15 protein-coding genes are annotated in these 21508 nt (G+C 60.3%); 6 read left to right on the forward strand and 9 right to left on the reverse strand.

What is annotated here, in order from left to right; genetic code table 11:
* Positions 1-10: 10 nt before the first annotated feature.
* From algG to yaaA, 7 genes are all read right to left on the reverse strand, one after another.
* On the reverse strand, positions 11-1585 hold the full coding sequence (algG, locus tag FPT15_RS12235) for a mannuronan 5-epimerase AlgG (RefSeq protein WP_145161266.1): 1575 nt from the start codon (positions 1583-1585) through the stop codon (positions 11-13).
* Positions 1585-3072: an alginate export family protein gene (locus tag FPT15_RS12240; protein ID WP_145161268.1), complete on the reverse strand. Its 1488-nt coding sequence runs from the start codon at positions 3070-3072 to the stop codon at positions 1585-1587. Before FPT15_RS12240 ends, algG begins: the two co-directional genes overlap by 1 nt.
* Positions 3069-4586: an alginate biosynthesis TPR repeat lipoprotein AlgK gene (algK, locus tag FPT15_RS12245; RefSeq protein WP_256676439.1), complete on the reverse strand. Its 1518-nt coding sequence runs from the start codon at positions 4584-4586 to the stop codon at positions 3069-3071. The genes FPT15_RS12240 and algK overlap by 4 nt, the downstream gene beginning before the upstream one ends.
* A gap of 14 nt (positions 4587-4600) precedes the next feature.
* A complete protein-coding gene (locus FPT15_RS12250; protein WP_145161270.1) occupies positions 4601-5767 on the reverse strand; it encodes an alginate biosynthesis protein Alg44 in 1167 nt (388 codons plus the stop codon).
* 36 nt (positions 5768-5803) lie between these two features.
* Entirely contained in the window at positions 5804-7285 is a 1482-nt protein-coding gene (gene alg8, locus FPT15_RS12260) for a mannuronan synthase (protein WP_178119688.1), read from the reverse strand.
* Between the two features lie 83 nt (positions 7286-7368).
* Entirely contained in the window at positions 7369-8685 is a 1317-nt protein-coding gene (locus tag FPT15_RS12265) for a nucleotide sugar dehydrogenase (RefSeq protein ID WP_106579580.1), read from the reverse strand.
* A 900-nt stretch (positions 8686-9585) separates the two neighbouring features.
* A complete protein-coding gene (gene yaaA, locus FPT15_RS12270; protein ID WP_145161274.1) occupies positions 9586-10365 on the reverse strand; it encodes a peroxide stress protein YaaA in 780 nt (259 codons plus the stop codon).
* 471 nt (positions 10366-10836) lie between these two features.
* Between yaaA and FPT15_RS12280 the strand changes: the two genes are divergently transcribed.
* From FPT15_RS12280 to moaE, 6 genes are all read left to right on the forward strand, one after another.
* A complete protein-coding gene (locus FPT15_RS12280; RefSeq protein WP_124416481.1) occupies positions 10837-11961 on the forward strand; it encodes a polysaccharide deacetylase family protein in 1125 nt (374 codons plus the stop codon).
* Positions 11962-12309: 348 nt separating this feature from the next.
* Positions 12310-13704 carry a PhoH family protein gene (locus FPT15_RS12285; protein ID WP_053254513.1) on the forward strand — a complete coding sequence of 465 codons (1395 nt, stop codon included), beginning with the start codon at positions 12310-12312 and terminating at the stop codon, positions 13702-13704.
* A 315-nt stretch (positions 13705-14019) separates the two neighbouring features.
* Positions 14020-17751, forward strand: coding sequence for an autotransporter domain-containing protein (locus tag FPT15_RS12290; RefSeq protein WP_145161279.1), 3732 nt, complete (start codon positions 14020-14022; stop codon positions 17749-17751).
* Between the two features lie 116 nt (positions 17752-17867).
* Entirely contained in the window at positions 17868-18341 is a 474-nt protein-coding gene (gene moaC, locus FPT15_RS12295) for a cyclic pyranopterin monophosphate synthase MoaC (RefSeq protein WP_056858942.1), read from the forward strand.
* Positions 18338-18580, forward strand: a complete 243-nt coding sequence (gene moaD / locus FPT15_RS12300; RefSeq protein ID WP_145161281.1) for a molybdopterin converting factor subunit 1 — start codon at positions 18338-18340, stop codon at positions 18578-18580. Before moaC ends, moaD begins: the two co-directional genes overlap by 4 nt.
* 2 nt (positions 18581-18582) lie before the next feature.
* Positions 18583-19032 carry a molybdopterin synthase catalytic subunit MoaE gene (moaE, locus tag FPT15_RS12305; RefSeq protein WP_145161283.1) on the forward strand — a complete coding sequence of 150 codons (450 nt, stop codon included), beginning with the start codon at positions 18583-18585 and terminating at the stop codon, positions 19030-19032.
* 123 nt (positions 19033-19155) lie between these two features.
* On the opposite strand, the gene rhlB is transcribed toward moaE, so the two are convergent.
* Together rhlB and FPT15_RS12315 are read right to left on the reverse strand one after the other, a co-directional pair.
* The gene (rhlB, locus tag FPT15_RS12310; protein WP_145161285.1) at positions 19156-20625 is read right to left on the reverse strand and encodes an ATP-dependent RNA helicase RhlB; all 1470 of its coding nucleotides are present in this window, start codon (positions 20623-20625) and stop codon (positions 19156-19158) included.
* Between the two features lie 96 nt (positions 20626-20721).
* Positions 20722-21378, reverse strand: coding sequence for an alpha/beta hydrolase (locus FPT15_RS12315; protein WP_145161287.1), 657 nt, complete (start codon positions 21376-21378; stop codon positions 20722-20724).
* Positions 21379-21508 lie beyond the last annotated feature (130 nt).

The following is a 21508-nucleotide window of genomic DNA, read 5'->3' on the forward strand; positions in this document are numbered from 1 at the left end:
AGGGTCATCCTCAGTCCTGCATTTCGGTCTGGCGTTCGACAGGGTCGATCAGCACGGCTTTCTGTTGGCGCACCAACAGGTCGAGAATTTCTTCCTGCCGATCACCCAGCACGCCGTTGAAGCTGATGCCGCTGGATTTGGTCGGCGCCAGCATCGACACGCGGTACAGCTCGACACTCAATGGCGAGTCAATGGACAGCGGCCCGCTGCCGTTACCCGCCAATTCACCGCCGACCACGATCAGCGAGACCTTGGCGTCGAACGGGTCGAGGGCGATGTCACGGTCGGTGTCGGTCAAATCCTTGATGTGGCCGTACACGCCGGTCAGCCCGTTGGCCATCGAGGTGTTCTCGTACAGGCGGATGTTCACGCTGTTACGGATGCGAATGCCGTGGCGACGGTTGCTGATCACCTTGTTGCCCCACAGCAGGTTGTCAGCACTCTCATAGAGCGTGATGCCGTCGGTGTGGTTGCGGTAGATCTCGTTGTCGGCGATCAGGTTGTTAACGCTGTTACGGTCGATCACCAGGCCCGACAGCTTGTTGTCGTAGCTGCGGTTGTTGAAGATGAAGCTGTCGTTCACTTCCCGGGAAATGATGATGCCGTGCTTCTTCTTGGTGCCGTAGACGGTGTTGTCCGCAATGATCAGGCCGTGGGAACGGTCGTGCGGGTCAATGCCGTAGACGATGTTGTCTTTGTAGGTATTGCCCTTGAGCACAAAGCCGGTGGTTTCGTAGCAGTAGAAGCCGTACCACATGTCCGAGAACTCGGAATCGACGATCCAGCCGGTCGGCTCAGGGCGCTTGAGCACCTTGGCCATGTTCGGCGTGTACTGGGAAATACTCACCCCGTACGACTTACTGTTGGCGTAGCCGAAGCTGGCCATCTTGCTGTTGGCGACGTAAGTCTCGGTGCCGCCCCAAGCCAGCAGGAACGGGCGGAACTCCTTGGGCGACTGAAACAGCGCCGGGCCATTGGTCTTTTCGTTCCAGCCGGTGATCTTTGTGTCACGCACAAACAGCTGACCGTCGTTGATCAGGAACGAACCGGCTTGCTGGGACAGGCGCAGTTCCTGGGTCTTCTTGTCGATTTCCAGAATGCCCTTGCGCCCGACCACGATTGGCAGCTTGGCCAGAAACACACCCGGTGAGGTTTCGCTCAGGTACTGCTTGGGCACTTTGCCGAGCAGGTCCTTGAGGTTCAGGTAGCCGTCGTCGACAAAGATCGCCTGGGGAATGCCGTGCTGGCGCACCACCCATTCGGCCATCTTGTTATCGCCGCCGATAAAGTCCTTGAGCGCGTCTTCCTGCATCATGCGGCGGATGCTGATTTTGCCGGGTTTGCTTCTGACGATCTTCTTTTCCATCGCCGCGGCGGTGTAGCCCGACAGGTCCGGCAGGGCAGGCTTGGCCATTTCCAGCGGCGCGGTCGGCGGGCTGGAGATGGTGTAGGTCTTGGCCTGTTGCAGTTCTTTGGCGATGGTCGGCGCCTTGCCCTGCTGCGGGGTGTCGGCGAAGGCTGTGGCACTGGCCATCAGCATCGCGGCAACCAGCAATTTTTGAGGAATCATTGCGCAGGCTCCCATCAGAACTTCCAGATCACGTCGACAAAGGCGCGATGCATGTACGAGTCGACCTGGCTGCCATAGGCATCACCCGGCTTGAACACGCCGGCACGCAAGCGCACCAGCGCCGACGGTTCGTCGATCGACTGGCTGAGCGCGGCCGGCAGCAGGCCTTTCTTGAAGTACTTGGTGACCACCAGGTCCATCTCCTGGCCCAGGTCTTTCTTGCCGTCTTCAAGCGGCAGGGAAGTGCTGGACAGGATCGCGCCGGTCACGTCATCGGTGTTGTTCTGCACGGCATCGATGCCGTTGCTGCCCACCGGCTTGTTACCGTCCACGCGCCAGAACTTGTGGTACACCAGGCTGGCGTCATAGTCCTCGCGCAGCTGCCAGGAACCGAACAGGCTCATGGACTGCATGTTGTTCATCTCGCCACGAAACGCCTCGCCGAAGCGGTGTACGCGCGACTGGGTGCCGGTCCAGTTCGAACGGTTGCTTTGCAGACCGTTCTGCTCGTAGTTGGCACTCGCGCGTGAGTAGGCCGCGCCGACTTGCCATTGCGGGTCCAGACGCAGGCGCACACCCAGGTCGGTGGCCCAGCCACTCACGTCATCGCTGCGCTTGGCTTCGGTTGGGCGGGTGCCGTCTTTGTTCAGGGCATTGACCGTGTCGCGGTCGCCTTTCATGCCGGTGACGCTGGCCCAGTAGTTGACGGTGTTGGTGTTGCGCCAGTTGTAGGCGTCGCTGTTGGCTTCGATGCCGAGCCAGGTCAGGTCGCCATTCTCGCGTTTGTCCAACGGGTCGGTGGCCACGCCCGGTTCGGCGTAGTCGAGCTTGCCGTCGTCATGGGTGTGGTGACCGCGCAGGCCGATCCACTGCCCCGGCGTCCACTGGTAGGCGGCGTCAGCGTAAAAGTGCTGGCGGTCCTTGTCCTTGGGCGACAGTTCCTTGAGGTCGGTGCGGTATTCGCTGAAGCGTTCGGCAGCGCCGACGTTGGCCTTGAGCAACGTGGTGTCGAAGGTCCAGTTCAGCGCCTCGATGTTGGTATCGCGCCATTGGCCGTCGTCATTGCGCAGGCGCTGGCGGCCGAACTTGAGGATCTCGCCGGGGTAGGGCGTAAAGCCGCTGTAGCCGACCCAGAACTCGCGCAGGGCCAGGTAGTTCTTCTTGGCTTTGCGGTCGTCGTTGCTCGATTGTTCGGTCGTGTCATCGGAGGACTGTTGCAGCGTGTCGGTCTCGATGATGTCGCTCGACACGACCGCCTGGCCCATGGCGTAGGCGCTCCACGCGCCGCTTTCGCCGTAGATCCACGGGCGCAGGTCAAGGCCGATGCCGTTGACGTCGCCGCCTTTCTGCGTGCCGAGGTCGCGGTCATCTTCCGATTGCGCGGTGGCTTTGACTTCCAGGCCGAAGTTCTTGGCTTCGGTCAGCGCGGCCAGGGTCGGGCACGACCACAGCAGGGCGAAGGTCAGACCGATGCCGGCCTTGACGAATGGGTTGAGCTTCATAGGGATTCCTCGCCGTCTTCTTCTTGCAGGGCGTGCAGTTGCAGCGTGCTCTGGGCCAGGGTGCCGCGCGCGGCCAGTTCCTGTTGCACCAGGCGTTGGCCTTCGGCGCGTTGCTCTGGCGTGAGCGGGGCTTCGAGCTGCGTGGCCAAGTCATTGGCCTCTGGCGTGTCCTGGGCTTTAGCCAACTGGCTGAAGACGTAGGCGTTCAATGGGTCGGGCTTGGTGCCCTTGCCTTGGGAAAACAATTGCGCGATGGCGAAGTCGGCGCTGTTCTGGCCGTTGCGCGCAGCGGTCAGCAAATGGTCGAGGGCTTTTTGCGAATAGACCTTGCCCAGGTAGCCACGGCGGTAGATCTGGCCGAGGTAGTAATCGGCGGCCACTTCCTTGCCCACGGCTTTTTCGAAATGCGCTTCGGCGGCCTTGGCATCTGCCGGGACCCACTTGCCTTCGTAATAGAGCTTGCCCAGCAACAGCTCGGCGCGCGGCTGGTCGGCGGCGCGGCCGTTGTCCAAGTACTTCATCATCTGGTCGACGTCGCCCAGTTCGGGGAAGTCGTAGAGCAGTTGCGCCAGGCTGACCCAGGACGCCGGATAGCCAGGGGCGATTTTTTCCAGCAGGGCTTGCGCGGTTTTCTCGTCGGTCTTGCCCAAGGTTGCATCGCCCAACACGCGGGCCACGCTGTCGACACGCTGCGCGGTGACGGTGCCACGGCTATAGCCGGCTTCCATCTGCTTGAGCAGTTCGGCCTGTTTTTCCGGCTCGGCTTTTTTCTGGTAGACCGTGGCCAGCTCGACGTAGCAGATGTCGGTGGTGTTCAGCGCGGCTTTGCAGATGCGCTCCACGTCATCCAGATGCTGGTCGTAGGTGTCCTGGGTGCGATACAGCAGCACTTGGGCCAGACCTGCTTCCGGGTAACCCGCGGCCTGCCATTTGCTGATCTGCTGTTGGGCATTCACGTTGGGGAAACTGTGCGGGTACTGCAGGTACAGCATCGCCAGCGGAATCAGGGTATTGCCTTCGCCATTGGCAAAGGCTTTTTTCAGCAGGCCTTCGGCCTCGTGTTGCTCGGCCTCGGTGGCACCGGGCTTGGCCACCAGCAGGCGACCCAGGCGGGCCTGGGCGCGTGGCGAGGTATCGGCGGCCGCGCGGTAGGTGGCTTCGGCCTGGCGGATTTGCTCGGGGTCGCGGGTGGTCACCTGGATATCGGCCAGGCCCACTTGGGCCTCGCTGTAACCCAGGTCTGCCAGCTGCTGATAGTTCTGCTGGGCGGTGACGGTGTCGCCACGTTTCAAGGCTTCATTGGCCAGGCGCTGGTCGGGCAGGCCGGCGCAACCGGCCAGGCTCACCGCCAATGCCAGCGCGCAGAACGCAGAGGCAGAGTGAAATCTGCTTTGTGTGGGAGCTGGCTTGCCTGCGATGGCGTCACCTCGGTGCATCTGAAAAACCGAGTCGCCTGCATCGCGGGCAAGCCCGGCTCCCACATGGGTCAATGCTGTTTTTGAAATAGGGTTCACAGGCATGTCCTCGCTTACAGACCGTGAGCCATGGCTTTGTCGATCAGCCAGTTCAGCGATGGGCCGCGGTCGCTGGTCACTTCGACCGGGCGACCGGCGTAGGTGCTGTCCAGCGGCGCATCCGGCTTGATCTGCACGCGGATGTCGGAGGACAAGTCGGCGCTGTTCAGGCTGGTGCTGCTGACGATGGTGCCGGTGCGGATCTGTTCTTCGTCGGCAACCTGAAAGCTTACTGGTGTGCCTGGGCGAACGTCGGCGAACTGGCGGTAGGTGAAGCGCGCTTCCACATTGGCCAGGCTGCCGCGTGGCACCAGTTGGAAGATCACATCGCCTTTGCTGGCGTACTGACCGTCGGCGACCAGTTGCTGGGCCACCACGCAATCGCAAGGTGAGGTCAGGGTGCCGGTCATTTGCTTGCCGAACAGCTCTTCGACCTTGGCCGGTTGCAGTTGGTCTTCGTCCAGATGGCCCTTGAGCACATCGAGCATGCTGGTGCTGAAGGTCGCCAGTGGCGCGCCTTTGGCGGCAACCGCGTCACCTTTGAGCAGGCTTTGCACGGTGCCGTCGCGCGGCATAGTCACGTTCATGCCTGGCACGCTGACGAGGCCAGCCTGAGCGTGGCTGACGAAGTACATGCCGTAAATGGATTTGAGGACGAAACCGAACGCTGCCAGGCCGACGATGAAGATACCTGCGCTGAACACCACGGCGCGCAGGCGGCCCGCGGCGCTCATGTTGCTGCCGCCGTCCTTGACCTTGCGCGCCTTGGTGAAGTTGTCGCGCTGCAGGGTCGCCAGCACGTCGCCCATGGTCACGATGTCGCCGGACAAGTGCGAGGTGATCAGGTGGCGCAGGGTGGAAATATCCTGGGCGTCCAGGTTCTGGAACTGGCAACCGGTGCGGCCGGTCTGGCGGTCGTAGGAGCGAATCTGCAGCTCTACGTCCATCGCCAGGCCGAGGTTATCGATGACAAATTGCAGGCGGCCCTTGTGCACTTCACCGACGGTCAACGGCTGGGTGGCGGTGAACGCCAGGCCGCCGGCGGACAGGTCGATCACCCGTGCTTCGGTCTGGGTGCGGTCGGTGTTGAAAAAGCGCAGCTTGGCCGGGATTTTCACCCGGGCATGTTGGCGCTGGGCTTCGGATTCGTGGACAACGTTGGCGTTTACTTGGCTATTCATGGTGTGTAGTTCCTAGTTAATTCAGGCTTGGCAGGGTCAGACCATCATCAGCAACACGGCGACGAAAATGCTGCCGGCGGAGAAGGTCATGGTCCGAGACGACCAGGTGTTGAACCAACGTTGAAAGCTGGCCAAATCGCGGGTCAGTTTGGTGTCCTGGCGGGTCCAGGACTGTTGATCAAGGCGGAAGAACACGTAGATCTTCACCAGCGCGCCCATGATCTGGTTGTAATAGAGAATCACCGGGTAGGCCGGGCCGATCTTGTGGCCGGAGCACGACAGCAGCAGGGTCAGAATCAGGCGGGTGATGCCGATCCACAGCAGGTACGCGAGGATGAATGCGCCGCCGTACTTGAAGGTGGCGATGATTGCCACGGTCAGGCCGAGCAGGGAGGTCCACATCGACACACGCTGGTCGAACAGCACCACGCTGGTGAACAGGCCGAGCCGGCGTACGCCCAGGCCCAGGGCACGCGAGTTCTGGCGCAGGTTGTTGCCGTACCAGCGGAACATCAGTTTGCGGCTGGCTTTGATAAAGCTCTTTTCCGGCGGGTGTTCCACGGTGTTGATCGCAGCGTCCGGCACGTAGAACGTGTCGTAGCCCAGGCGCATCAGGCTGAACCAGCTGGACTTGTCATCGCCGGTCAAAAACTTGAAGCGGCCCAGGCGCCAGTGTTGCAGCGAGTCGCTTTCCACGTCGGCGATAAAGCCCGGGTCGGTGACCACGCTGGCACGGAACACCGACATGCGCCCGGTCATGGTCAGCACGCGCTTGGACAGGGCCATGGAGCACATGTTGATGTGGCGTTGGGCGAAGCGCAGCTTGTGCCATTCGCTCATGATGTAGCCGCCGCGCACTTCGCAGAACTCGTTGGTGGTCAGGCCGCCGACATTGCCGAACAGCTGGAACCACGGCACGGTCTTGCGAACCACGCCTTCGGCGAGCACAGTGTCGCCATCGATCACCGCAACCACGGCACGGTCATCCGGCAGGTGGCGGGAGATGGCGCGAAAGCCAAAGGCCAGACCGTCGCGCTTGCCGGTGCCGGCGATGCGCACAAAATCAAGCTTCACATGGTCCGGCGGGTTCATGCGTTCCCACAGGCTTTTCACCAGCAGCTCATCGCTCATTTCCACCAACGAGCAGACCACGGTGGTCGGGAAGCCGCATTCGATGGCCTCGCGAATCACCGAGCTGTACACCTGGGCCGTGGTCAGCGCGTCGATACGAAAGCTTGTGACCATCAGGAATACATGGGATGGGTCGGCGGCTTTGCCCAGCTTGCGCACTTTGCGGCGCAGGTGTGGGTAGACCACGTACAGGAACAGCATGCCGCGAAAGAAATGCGTAGCACCCATCGAGTAGCGCCAGATACCGACGGCGCCAATCAGGAAAATAAAATTCTTCGACTCGGAGTCGAACGTACTCGCCGGTAACAGCAGGGCGAGTCCCATCAGCAGGCTCAAAAACAACAGCCAGCCGGCGGATTGGAGCAGTACGTGTTTTAACTTGGACATAAGCGTCATCCGAAGGTGAAGAAGGCTCCAGGCTGCAAGCGCTGGGGATTGGTACGCTTGCAGCCCGGAACTTGCTGTTGCTGTTACCAGCAAATGCCTTCGGTGCGGCCGCTCACGCTGGTGGCCTTGGACATGAAGCCCACCAGGTCGACCACTTGCTTGCCGTGTGGTGCGTTATGCGCCAGGGCACGGAATTTCTCGTCACGGTTGCCGAGGATGATCACGTCGGAGTTGTTGATCACCGCGTCGAAGTCCGAGTTGAGCAGGGACGACACGTGCGGGATCTTGCCTTCGATGTAGTCTTTGTTCGCACCGTGAACACGGGCGTATTCGACGTTGCTGTCGTAGATGCTCAGGTCGTAGCCCTTGCCGATCAGCATTTCCGCCAGTTCCACCAGCGGGCTTTCACGCAGGTCATCGGTGCCGGCCTTGAAGCTCAGGCCCAGCAGGGCGACCTTGCGCTTGTCGTGGCTTTCGACGATGTCGAAGGCGTTCTGCACTTGGGATTCGTTGCTGCGCATCAGCGAGTTGAGCAGCGGCGCTTCCACGTCCAGGGAACCTGCGCGGTAGGTCAGAGCGCGCACGTCTTTGGGCAGGCACGAACCGCCGAACGCGAAGCCTGGGCGCATGTAGTACTGGGACAGGTTGAGGGTTTTGTCCTGGCAGACCACTTCCATCACTTCGCGACCATCGACGCCGACCGCTTTGGCGATGTTGCCGATTTCGTTGGCGAAGGTGACTTTGGTGGCGTGCCACACGTTGCAGGTGTACTTGATCATTTCGGCAACGGCGATGTCCTTGCGGATGATCGGCGCGTCGAGTTCTTCGTACAGCGACTGCAGGACATCGCCGGAGGCTTTGTCGAACTCGCCGATGACGGTCATCGGTGGCAGGTCGTAGTCGGCGATGGCGGTGGATTCACGCAGGAATTCCGGGTTGACCGCGACACCGAAGTCGACGCCGGCCTTCTTGCCGGAGCAGTCTTCGAGGATCGGGATCACCACATTGGCCACAGTGCCCGGCAATACGGTGCTGCGTACCACGATGGTGTGGCGGGTGGTTTTGTCACGCAGGACAAAACCGATCTCGCGGCATACCGATTCGATGTAGTTGAGTTCCAGGTCGCCGTTTTTCTTGCTGGGCGTGCCCACGCAGATCATCGACAAGTCGGTATCGCGGATGGCCTCGGCGAAATTGGTCGTGCCGCGCAGCCGCCCGGTCTCGATACCCTGGCTCAGCAGTTCGCCCAGACCCGGTTCAACGATTGGCGATTTGCCCGCATTGATCAGGTCAATCTTTTCCTTGGAGATGTCCACGCCGACCACTTCGTGGCCACGGGCAGACAGGCAACCGGCACACACTGCGCCAACGTAACCCAAACCAAATATGCTGATGCGCATCGCATTTACCTCTTTGTCATTGAAGACGATATTAATCATGCCAATTAGATGGCCGGAGTTCATGTTTGCAAGCGTCACTGATGCCGCGAAAGTTGGGCGAATAGACGCCGACTTGCCGCGTGCAGGCATGTTGAATAACGAGTGACTAACTATTGCACTCAAGTTGTGCGAAACGTGGCCTTGTTATTGGTGCTTGCCCTGTAATGCAGCCGGCCTTCCTGGGAGAAGGGCCTGGCGCCAGTGCCGCAGAGCTTTGATAGAGGCTTTAAGCCTTTAAATATCAATGCCTTGGGTTATCTCACTGACCCATTAAGAGAAGCTGAGCCTTGGCCTTATAGTGGGTGGCAATGCATCCTTATCGCCGCTCTCAACTAATCGGTTTGTAATATGACCCCTGAGTCAAAGTTAAATGTGACAACTTTGCTACTTCCGTTGGTCGCCATGTAAGTCATCTCTTACAGCAACAGAGAATTTCGTTACCGGTGGTATGAGCGGTGCTTTAGGGTGAAGTTCCTGGCCACTCATCCTGTTTTCGGAAATTTCTTGAAATATTAGAAAAGATGGCACTGGTACTATATTGATAGCACTTGCTATTTGGGCCAGTAGTTACAGGTAGTTGGCGCGAAGGGATAGTTTTGTGCCACTAGTGTTTTAAAAAAGTGGTGCCACTACGAAAAAAATTCAGAAATGTCGAGTGAAAGATTCGTTAGGAATGCGACAGAATGTTTTTTGGCGCCAAATAAATGGCGATCGTTGGCTTGGAATGCAGATAAAAATGTGGGAGCTGGCTTGCCTGCGATGGCGGAGTATCAGTCGACTTTTCTCTGACTGAAATACCGCCATCGCAGGCAAGCCAGCTCCCACATTGGTTTTTAGCGACTGTGAGGGCAGTGCAGGGCCTTATTCCGGTGCGTGATCGCGCAGGAACACCAGGTTGTCCGGCTTGGACTGCTCGGCATTGAAGCGATAGCCCTGCAGATCGAACTGCTTGAGCTTGGCCGGATCGTTGATGCGCTCTTGGATCACAAAGCGGCTCATCAGGCCCCGGGCTTTTTTGGCATAGAAGCTGATGATCTTGTACTGGCCGTTTTTCAGGTCCTTGAACTCGGTGTTGATGATCCGCGCGTTCAGGGCCGTGCGCTTGACCGCCGAGAAGTACTCGTTGGAGGCCAGGTTGAGCAGCACGTCATCACCTTGTTCGGCAAGGGCTTCGTTGAGCCACTCGCTGATGCGGGTGCCCCAGAAGGCGTAGAGGTCCTTGCCGCGGGCGTTGGCCAGTTTGGTGCCCATCTCGAGGCGGTACGGCATCATCAGGTCCAGCGGGCGCAGCAGGCCATACAGGCCCGAGAGCATGCGCAGGTGGTCCTGGGCGTAGCTGAAGTCGGCGTCGCTGAAGGTTTCGGCGTTGAGGCCGGTGTAGACGTCGCCCTTGAAGGCCAGCAGGGCCTGCTTGGCGTTTTCCGGCGTGAAGGCTGGGGTCCAGCTGCCGAAGCGCGCGGCGTTGAGGCCGCCGATCTTGTCGGAGACGTGCATCAGGTCGCTGATTTGGGCTGGGCTCAGTTCACGCAGTTGTTCGATCAGCGCCTGGGAGTGGTCCAGGTATTGCGGCTGGGTGAAGCGCGGGGTGACCGGCTTGGACTCGAAGTCGAGGGTTTTGGCGGGGGAAATCACCATCAGCATGAAGTTGGCTCCTGTAATCGTGGGGGGATTCTAGGGGGTCGCGGGGTTTGACTCCAACTATGATGGTGATAGAGGGCTGCTGTGGGTGTGTATCCGTTGCTGCGGTAACGGCGGCTGGCGGTTGCGCTCTTACAGCGGGTCACTGTTGGCAAACGCCCGGAATGCCGGCTCAGCCAAAAGTAACCAAAAGGTCTGTGCCCCACCACTCGGCACCTCGGCCAGCAGATCTACACACCTCTGACTGATGCACAGAGATCCAAATGTGGGAGCGGGCTTGCCCGTGAAGGCGGTGGTTCAGTCAGCTCATGTGTCACTGACCCACCGCCTTCGCGAGCAAGCCAGCCCCCACATTTGATTGAGTTCAGCTTCCATCTCAGCCATCACTCAAATAACGGATATCCCCACCAACCCAATAACCCAGCCCGGACGATCGGCTATAGTGCCCGACAACTCTGGAAAGGGAGACCCCGTGTGCGAATTGCGTTTTTACTGTCAGCTTGTTTGCTGTGCCTGGGCGCCCAGGCGGCGCCGGTTGACGTAGCCAGCCTGGACCGCACCACCTGGCCCGAAAAACTCAGCAGCCCCGCGCTGTTCGATGTCGCCTCACGCGCCGAAATCCTGATGTTCGCCCACAGCTTAATCGCCAGCGAAGCCCAGGACGAAGCCGCGCTCAAACAACGCCTGGGCCTGAAGATCATCAACCTGGCCGCCATCGACGACCTGCGCCGCCAGCTCTGGCAGCGCCTGCTGGAAAACTACACCTTCGCCCAACAAAGCTGCGAAGAAGACGCCTCATTCTGCTACCTGGTCGAAAGCATGGACGACCTGCGCGAGCAAGCCGGCAAATTCCAGGTCAGCGACAACTCCTTCTATATAGGCTGGGCCAACCCCAGCCACAATTTCCACGAACGCTACCTCGACGAACTGTTGCGCAAAGCCGCACTGTTCCCACAAATCAGCAGTGAAGTCCTGCGTTTCGGCGACCACGAACGCAATGGCGATGAACTCAACGACCGCCTGTTCCTGCTGACCTTCGACGGCGGCCCTGCGCCGGTCAGCGGCAATACCGACTGGCTCACCGACTACCTGCGCAAGCAAAAGATGAACGCCACCTTCTTCGCCCTCGGCAGTAGCCTGCAAACCCGCGTGGAGCGCAGTTCCGCCGCCGATGTGCAGGCGCTGTACCAAGGCCAGTGCGTAGGCACTCAGGGTTGGCAGTACCGGTCCCACAGCCATTGGGTCGACTGGCAAAGCTCGATCACCCGCAGTGCCGCGTTGGCGCAGAACCTGATGCCGGAAAACTACGTGCCGCTGTTTCGCCCGCCCTATGGCCAGCGTCGCGCCGACAGCCAGGGCTTCTTCCAGGCGCAAGGTTTACAGGTGGCATTGTGGGACATCGATTCCCAGGACGAACCGGGCAAACTCAAGGCTGACGAGTCCGCGCAGCGAGTGCTGACATTGATGTTGCTGTGGCGCAAAGGCGTGATTGTGTTTCATGACACCCAGGACAAGGCACGGGTCGCCTTGCCGATGTTGCTGCAGGCAACGGCGCAAAGTGGGCTGGGTTGGCAGGACTGCCGGGAGGCGTTTCGCTGAAAAAGCGCAAGTGCCCGGCCCTGTTGGGGATGAGGCATTTTTGGGGTGATTTTGTGCGACATTTCGATGCAGGCGGACTTCCGACTTTAACGGGGTGGCTGGCACTCGGCTAGTGCTATTCGTCATCCTGAAAAATAAACTTCAAAAAAGCGTCAAAGTGCTTTTTCCTGTCATCGTTTTTGCGGTATTACGAAGTCAGATCGCCGAAACCTGCAACACAGGTGGCGTCTTCCAAGACTCCTCATGTGGGCACTGCACTTGACGTCACTGCGGTGCAGTCGGTGGTCGAATCGAGGCGCAGCACTGTTGTGGTATTGCGTCGACTGGCTCCCACAAAGGTGACCGAGTATGGATGATCATGGACGTAACCCTTCTTCCGACCAGCCAATCCTTTATGTGCTTGATACCAACGTATTGATTCACGATCCAAACGCACTGCTCAACTTCGAAGAACACCACGTCGCCATTCCCATGATCGTGCTTGAGGAGCTCGACAAACTCAAAAGTGGCCACCACAGCGTTGCCGCTGAATGCCGCCAGGCCATTCGCCTGATCGACAAGACCCTGGGCGAAGCCTCGCCTGAGGACGTTGAAGTCGGCGTGCCGATCCAGCGTGGCAAAAGCGGGCCCAAGGGCTTGTTGTCGATTCTGATGAACAAGCGCAGCGAGCCCAACAGCCTGCTGCCGGAAAACCTGAACGACAATAAAATCATCAACCAATTGATCGACCTGCACGCGCGTGACAAGGACTTGCGCCTGGTGCTGGTGACCAAAGACATCAATATGCGCCTCAAGGCACGAGCGTGTGGGATCGCTGCCGAGGACTACAGTACCGACCAGCTCGTCGACGACGTGTCGATGCTGTCGCGCGGTTATCACACTATGACCGGCTCGTTCTGGGACCGCGTCAGCAAGGTTGAAACCCGTCAGGACCACGGCCGCACCTGGCACCAGGTACAGCTGACCGACAACCTGCCGGCCGTGCATATCAATGAATTCATCATCGACGAACAGGGGTTTGTGGGCTGGATCAAAGAAATCCAGGTCGACAAACTGCTGATCCTCGACCTGCATCAGGAACCCCTGTTGCACCAGGAAGCCTGGGGCCTGAAACCGCGTGATATCTACCAGAGCCTGGCGCTGTACGCGCTGCTCGACCCGGACATTCACCTGGTCAACCTGACCGGCGCCGCAGGCTCGGGGAAAACCATCCTCGCCCTGGCCGCCGCCATCGAGCAGACCATGGTGACCAAGCGCTATCGCCGCATCATCGCCACCCGCAGTGTGCAGGGCCTGGACCAGGAAATTGGTTTCTTGCCCGGCACCGAAGCCGAAAAAATGGAGCCGTGGCTGGGCGCGATCACCGACAACCTCGAAGCCTTGCACATGGATGACGAAAACACCCATGGCAGCGTCGATTACATCCTCAGCAAAGTGCCGTTGCAGTTCAAATCCCTCAACTACATCCGAGGTCGCAGCTTCCAGCAAAGCCTGATTTTGATCGATGAATGCCAGAACCTCACGCCGCACCAGATGAAAACCATCATCACCCGTGCCGGCGCCGGTTCCAAAGTGGTGTGCCTGGGCAACCTGGCACAGATCGACACCCCTTACCTGTCCGCGACCAGCTCCGGGCTGACTTACCTGACGGAACGCTTCAAGGACTTCCCGAACGGCGTGCATATCGCGCTGCAAGGGGTGCCTCGTTCGATCCTGGCCGAGTACGCCGAGTCCCACCTGTAAAAACATAACCCTGTCGCAGTTGGTGGCTAAATGCCACGAACCACCCCGGATTTCTCACGAAGTCCGGGGTTTTTGTTATGTGCGACATTTGCCTGCGATTTAGCGCCGTGGGTGCTTGTGGACTTTGTAATTATTTTGTTACATTTTTTCTCGCCGCAAAAACCATAAGAACACTGCGTGACCCCCGTCGGAAATCCACCTCATTGATTCGACGACGTTTTGAAGACCCGTGTGGGTTTTCTGCGTGACCCTGCCTATTACAAAAAGCCCGATACATCGCTCATTGACGACGCACATATCCAAAGGGAAAGGAACATGGAAGTAGCAGGTAATGGCTCCACTTTGTCTCAACGTAAACGCGCCTCAGGTTTCAGGTCGATACCTCTCACGCCCATCGCACTCGGCCTGGCCTTGTGGCTGGGTCAGGGTCCAATGGCCTGGGCAGATGACAGCAACCCTTACACCGCCCAGGTGTTGGAGTCGGCCTTCAAGAAAGCCGTGGCATCGTTTGGCCCCAACACCGATGTCTACAAAAACCTGCGCTTTGCTTACGCAGACATCGTCGATCTGGCCGCCAAGGACTTCGCCGCACAGTCCGGCAAGTTCGATTCAGCCCTCAAGCAAAACTACGAACTGCAACCCGAAAACCTGACCATCGGCGCCATGCTCGGCGACACCAAGCGCCCGCTGGATTACGCCTCGCGGTTGGATTACTACCGCAGCCGGCTCTTCAGCAATAGCGGACGTTACACCACCAATATTCTCGATTTTTCCAGGGCCATCCTCGCCAACCTGCCGGCTGCCAAGCCCTACACCTACGTAGAGCCGGGCGTCAGCAGCAACCTCAACGCGCAACTGAACGCCGGCCAGTCCTGGGCCGCCGCTACCCGTGACTGGAGCGCCAACGCGCAAACCTGGAAAACTCCCGAAGCCCAGGTCAACTCCGGCCTGGACCGCACCAACGCGTACTACGCCTATGCCTTGGGCATGACCGGCAAAGGCGTGAATGTGGGCGTGCTGGACTCGGGCATTCTCACCGAGCACTTCGAGTTCCAGGGCAAGAATGCCGAGGGCCAGGATCGCGTGCAGGCGGTGACGTCCACCGGCGAGTACTACGCCACACACCCGCGCTACCTCCACGACACCCCGGACGGCGAGTTTCAAAAAGGCGAGCACTTCAGTATTTCCGGTGAGTACGACCCGACCATCAACGACGGCCACGGTACGGAAATGTCCGGTGTACTCGGCGCCAGCCGCAACGGCACCGGCATGCATGGCATCGCGTTTGACGCGAACATTTTTGTCGCCAATACCGGCGGCACCGACGACAACCGCTTCCAGGGCTCCAACGATCTGGACTACAACGCGTTCATGGCCAGCTACAACGCGCTGGCCGCGAAGAATGTGTCGATCGTCAACCAGAGCTGGGGGCAAAACTCGCGCAACGACGTTGAAAACCACTTCGGCAATGTCGGCGACAGTGCGGCGGACAACTTGCGCGACATGAAGGCGGCCTATCGCCCGTTCTGGGACAAGGCCCACGCCGGGCAGAAAACCTGGATGGACGCCATGGCCGACGCGGCGCGGCAAAACACCTTTATCCAGATCATCTCGGCAGGTAACGACAGCCACGGCGCCAACCCGGACACCAACGCCAACCTGCCGTTTTTCAAGCCGGACATCGAAGGCAAATTCCTCTCGATCACCGGTTACGACGAGACCAGCGCGCAGGTCTACAACCGTTGCGGCACCTCCAAGTGGTGGTGCGTGATGGGCGTCTCGGGGATTCCGTCCACCGGGCCAGAAGGGGAAATCATCCCGAATGCCAACGGCACCTCGGCCGCTGCGCCGAGCGTGTCCGGGGCCTTGGCGTTGGTGATTCAGCGCTTTCCCTACATGACCGCCAGCCAGGCCCGGGATGTGCTGCTGACCACCTCCAGCCTGCAAGCGCCGGACGGCCCGGACACCCCGGTGGGTGACCTCACGGGTGGCCGCACCTACGACAATCTGCAGCCGGTGCACGATGCCGCGCCAGGCACCCCGCAAGTACCGGGCGTCGTCAGCGGTTGGGGCTTGCCCAACCTGCAAAAGGCCATGCAAGGGCCGGGGCAGTTCCTGGGTTCGGTCGCGGTGGCATTGCCCACCGGTACTCGCGATATCTGGGCCAACCCGATTTCCGATGAAGCCATTCGTGCCCGCCGTGTGGAAGACGCCACCGAGCAGGCGACCTGGACGGCCACCCAGCAACAAAAGGGTTGGCTCAACGGTTTGCCGGCGAATGCCTCTGACGATGATCAGTTTGAATACGAAATCGGCCATGCGCGCGAACAGGCAACGCTGGCACGCGGCAAAGACTTGCTCACCGGCAATACCTATGTCGGCAGTCTGGCCAAGTCCGGCGACGGCGAACTGGTGCTGGAAGGCCAGAACACCTACTCCGGCAGCACTTGGGTGCGCGGCGGCAAGCTGTCGGTGGACGGTTCATTGACGTCCGCCGTGACGGTGGATGGCAGCGCCGTGGGCACAGTCAACGCCGATAACGGCGTGATGACCACGCTGGGCGGCACACTGGCCGGTAACGGTACGGTGGGTGCCTTGACCGTCAACAGCGGTGGCCGTGTGGCACCGGGTCACTCGATTGGCACGCTGCACACGGGCGACGTGACCTTCAACCCGAGCTCGGTGTATGCCGTCGAAGTCGGCCCCAACGGGCGAAGCGATCAGATCCAGAGCAGCGGCGTCGCCACCCTCAATGGCGGTGTGGTGACCGTGTCTTTGGAGAACAGCCCTAACCTGTTGTCCGCCACCGAGGCGCGCAGCCTGTTGGGCCAGCCGTTCAACATCCTCACCGCCACCCAGGGTATCAACGGACAGTTTGCGGCGATCTCGCCCAATTATCCGTTCATCGGGACTCAGCTGAATTACCAGCCTAACGCGCTGACCCTGGCCGTAGAACGCAACCAGACGACCTTTGCCAGCGTTGCGCAAACCCGTAACGAGCGCGCCGTGGCGACGGCGGCCGAGGCATTGGGCGCGGGTAGCCCAGTGTATGAAAGCCTGCTCGCTTCAGACTCGGCCGCCCAGGCGCAGGCCGCGTTCAAGCAGCTGTCGGGGCAACTGCACTCGGATGTGGCGGCAGCGCACATGGCTGACAGCCGCTACCTTCGTGAGGCGGTCAACGGCCGTCTGCAACAGGCTCAGTCACTCGACTCCAGCGCGCAGATCGACGCCCGCGACAACGGCGGCTGGGTGCAACTGCTGGGCGGTCGCAATAACGTCAGCGGCGACAACAATGCCAGTGGCTACTCTTCGTCCACCAGCGGCGTGCTGCTTGGGCTGGACACCGAGGTTGGCGACGGCTGGCGTCTGGGCGCAGCGACCGGCTACACCCAGAGCCACCTCAATGGCGAGTCGGCTTCGGCGGACAGCGACAACTATCACCTGTCGGTGTACGGCGGCAAACGCTTTGACGCGATAGCGTTACGCTTGGGCGGCGCCACCACCTGGCATCGTCTGGACACTTCGCGCCGCGTGGCTTACGCCAACCAGTCGGACTACGACAAGGCCGACTACAACGCGCGGACCGACCAGGTGTTTGCCGAGATCGGCTACACCCAATGGAACCTGTTCGAACCCTTCGCCAACCTGACGTACCTGAACGACCAGAGTGATTCGTTCAAGGAGAAGGGCGGCGCCGCCGCTTTGCATGCCAGCAAGCAAAGCCAGGACGCCACGCTGTCCACCCTGGGCCTGCGCGCGCATACCCAATTGCCGATCAGCTCGACCTCGGCCGTCACCTTGCGCGGCGAGCTGGGTTGGGAGCATCAGTTTGGCGATACCGATCGTGACGCCTCGCTGAAGTTTGCCGGCAGCGACACCGCCTTCGCCGTCAACAGCGTGCCCGTGGCGCGTGACGGCGCGGTGATCAAAGCCAGCGCGGAAGTGGCCTTGACCAAGGACACGCTGGTGTCCTTGAACTACAGCGGTTTGCTGTCCAACCGCGGTAACAACAACGGGATCAATGCCGGATTCACCTTCCGCTTCTAACCTGGTGTTGTCATGCATGGAGGGGCGCATTGCGCCCCTTTATTCATGGGATAAACAGCCCTGCGCAAATTTGACTCACGGGTTTACAATTGCCGCTCCTGATCAGGAGTATCCCTGTGCTGACTCATCTCGATTCCCAAGGTCGCGCCCATATGGTCGACGTCACCGACAAAGCCGTGACGTTCCGCGAGGCCGTGGCCGAAGCGCGGGTGCGCATGCTGCCCGACACCCTGAAAATGATTGTCGACGGCGCCCACCCCAAGGGCGACGTGTTTGCCGTGGCCCGTATTGCCGGGATCCAGGCGGCGAAAAAAACCAGTGATCTGATTCCGTTGTGCCACCCGCTGATGCTGACTGGTGTAAAGGTTGAGCTGCGCGCCGACGGCGTGGACGCCGTGCATATCCTTGCGCGCTGCAAGCTCAGCGGCCAGACCGGCGTAGAGATGGAGGCGCTGACCGCCGCCAGCGTCGCGGCGCTGACGATCTACGACATGTGCAAGGCAGTGGACCGCGGCATGACCATCGAAAGTATTCGCCTGCTGGAAAAGCTTGGCGGCAAAAGCGGGCATTTCAAGGCGGACCAGGCATGAGCATCAACGTATTGTTTTTTGCCCGCTACGCCGAGGCGGTGGGCTTTGATTCGCTGGAGATGGAGGGCGATTTCGCCACCGTCGATGCCGTGCGCCTCGCGTTGGCCAATGACCCGGCGTTTGCCGTGCTCAATGAGTCCAGCCTGATGTGTGCGCGTAACGAAGAGCTGTGTTCGCTGGATGAGCCGCTCGTCGAGGGTGACGAAGTGGCGTTTTTCCCGCCCGTGACCGGAGGCTGAACATGGCCATTCGCGTACAGGCCGAGGCGTTTGATCCGGGCTTGGAAGTCAATGCGATGCACGCAGCCAATGTCGGCGTGGGCGCGGTGGTGAGTTTTGTCGGCTATGTGCGCGACTTCAATGAGGGTCGCGAGGTGTCGGGGATGTTCCTTGAGCACTATCCGGGCATGACCGAAAAAGCCTTGGCCAAGATCGCGGTCGAAGCCGAACAGCGCTGGCCGTTGCTCAAACTTGAGATATTGCACCGGATTGGCGCGCTTGAACCGGGCGAGCCGATTGTGTTCGTGGCAGCCGCCAGCGCGCATCGCCAGGCCGCGTTTGATGCCTGTGCGTTTGTGATGGACTACCTGAAGACTCGGGCGCCGTTCTGGAAGAAGGAAAACACGCCCGAAGGGCCGCGCTGGGTGGAAGGGCGGGGCAGCGATCAGGCGGCGGCGGATCGCTGGAAGTAAGGTTGATGCAAAACCCAATGTGGGAGCTGGCTTGCCTGCGAAAGCATCACCGCGGTGTGACTGACTCACCGAGGTGTCTGCATCGCAGGCAAGCCAGCTCCCACATTTTCTATCGCATTCGGCTTATGGGCGTTTGCGTTCTACAGCGCGCAGCAAATGCGTCGGCGGCGTTTCGCAACTGATCTTGCGGCCCAGCAACGTCTCGATCGAAGGCAACTGATACGAGTCATCCTCGCCCGCAAAACTGATCGACACACCCGCAGCGCCGGCACGCCCGGTACGGCCGATACGGTGCACGTAGTCGTCCGGCACTTCCGGCAGGGTGAAGTTGATCACATGGCTGATGCCGTCGATGTGAATCCCGCGCCCGGCCACGTCGGTGGCCACCAGCACGCGAATCTTGCCTTCGCGAAAGCCTTCCAGGGTCTTGATGCGCTTGTGCTGCGGCACGTCGCCCGACAGTTGCGCGGCGTTGACGCCATCGCGTACCAGGCGTTCTTCGATGCGGCGCACTTCGTCCTTGCGGTTGGCAAACACCATCACGCGCTCCCAACCGTTGTCATTGATCAGGTTGTAAAGCAGCTTGTACTTGTCGGCGCCGGCCACGGCGTAGATGTGCTGTTCGACGTTTTCGCTGGCAACGTTCAGCGCTTCGATCTCGACGATGGACGGATCGGTGGTCCACTGCTTGGCGAGGTTCATCACGTCTTCGGTGAAGGTCGCGGAGAACAGCAGCGTCTGGCGCTCGTTTTTCGGCGGGGTCTGACGAATGATCTGACGCACTTGCGGGATGAAGCCCATGTCGAGCATGCGGTCGGCTTCGTCCAGCACCATCACTTCGACCATGTCCAGGTGCACATCGCCACGCTGGTTGAAGTCGAGCAGGCGGCCCGGGGTGGCAACCAGGATGTCGCAATGACGGGCTTCGAGGTGCTTGAGCTGCTTGTCGAAGTCCATGCCGCCCACAAACGTCATGACGTTGAGGCCGGTGTACTTGGTCAGGTCGGCGGCGTCCTTGGCGATCTGTACCACCAGCTCGCGGGTCGGCGCGATGATCAGTGCGCGCGGTTCACCCATGTAGCGCTCTTTGGGCGGCGGCGTCTGCAGCAGCTGGGTGATGATCGAGATCAGGAACGCGGCGGTCTTGCCTGTGCCTGTCTGCGCGCGGCCGATGGCGTCTTTGCCCGCCAGGGTGAAACCCAGCACTTGGGCCTGGATCGGCGTGCAGTACGGGAAACCCAGGTCCTGGATGGCGTGCATCAGTTCCGGGGCCAGTTTGAAATCGTGGAAGCGGGTTTTGCCTTCCTGCGGCTCGACGACGAAGTCTTCAAGTTTCCACGGGATCACGGGCGCTTTGGGCGCGCGTTCGCGGCGGGGTGCCTTGGGCGCAGGTGCAGGCTCGGCCTCGGCGGATTTTGCCGGTTCAGGCGCGATCACCGGGGGCTTCTTCGGTGAGGCAACAGGTGCGGTCCGGTCTGGCTGTTTACCGTCATTGCGGCTGCCGGATGAGGGGACAGGAGCACTGGGAACAGGCGCGAGCGGCTCAGCCTCGCTTTTGCCGAACATCTTCTTAAGTGCTTTGAGCACGGTCATCTCATTAATTGGTTAAGGAATGTACGCCGGCCAGTGTAATGCAAGAATCGGGCGCGGCGTAGTGCGTTGGTCACACGGCTACATAATGTGCGGTTTTCAGCCCAGGCGAGCGGTCAGCCAGGTTCCGATGTCGTGTATCTCCTGGGGTAACACTTCGTGCCCCATTGGGTATTCCTGCCATGTCACGGTGACACCACGGCTCTTCAAATGCTCGTAGGCGCTGCGGCCCATGGCGTTCTGCACCACATCATCGTACTGGCCGTGCAGGCACAGCGCGGGAATGCGTTGTTGGCTGGCGGACAATTGCAGCTCATCGCCGAAGGTGGGGGCGTAGGTGGAGAGGGCAATGACGCCGCCCAGCGGGCCCTGCCATCTAAGGAAGGCGGTGTGGAACACCACGGCGCCACCCTGGGAAAAACCGGCGAGGAAAATACGCGAGGCGTCTATTCCGGTTCTCTTCTGCTCCTCGATCAGGTCCGTGACCATGGTGGTGGATGCTTCCAGCTCTTGCAGGCTGATCGAACGGGCCGGGCTCATGGCCTTGATGTCGTACCAGCTGGGCATCTCGTAGCCGCCATTGATGGTCACCGCACGCGTCGGCGCCTGAGGCAACACAAAGCGCGTGGTCAACAATGTTTCCTGCAGCGCCTCGGCCACCGGCAGGAAGTCGTAGCGATCGGCACCCAGGCCATGCAACCAGATTACGCAGGCGTCTGCGGGCTTGGCGGGCTGAAGAATCAAGGGTTCGGTCATGTCTGCTCCATTAATGTGCGTGCGCTCCGATTGGGTGCGTCGGAACGGTGCGTGACGGGTTGATCTGTTAAGAGAATGTCGCAAGGTTGAATCTTTTCCTATTGACCATGGGCTGAAACGACTCAGCCGT

The organism is Pseudomonas sp. RGB (assembly GCF_007713445.1).
In the GTDB taxonomy this organism is placed as follows: domain Bacteria; phylum Pseudomonadota; class Gammaproteobacteria; order Pseudomonadales; family Pseudomonadaceae; genus Aquipseudomonas.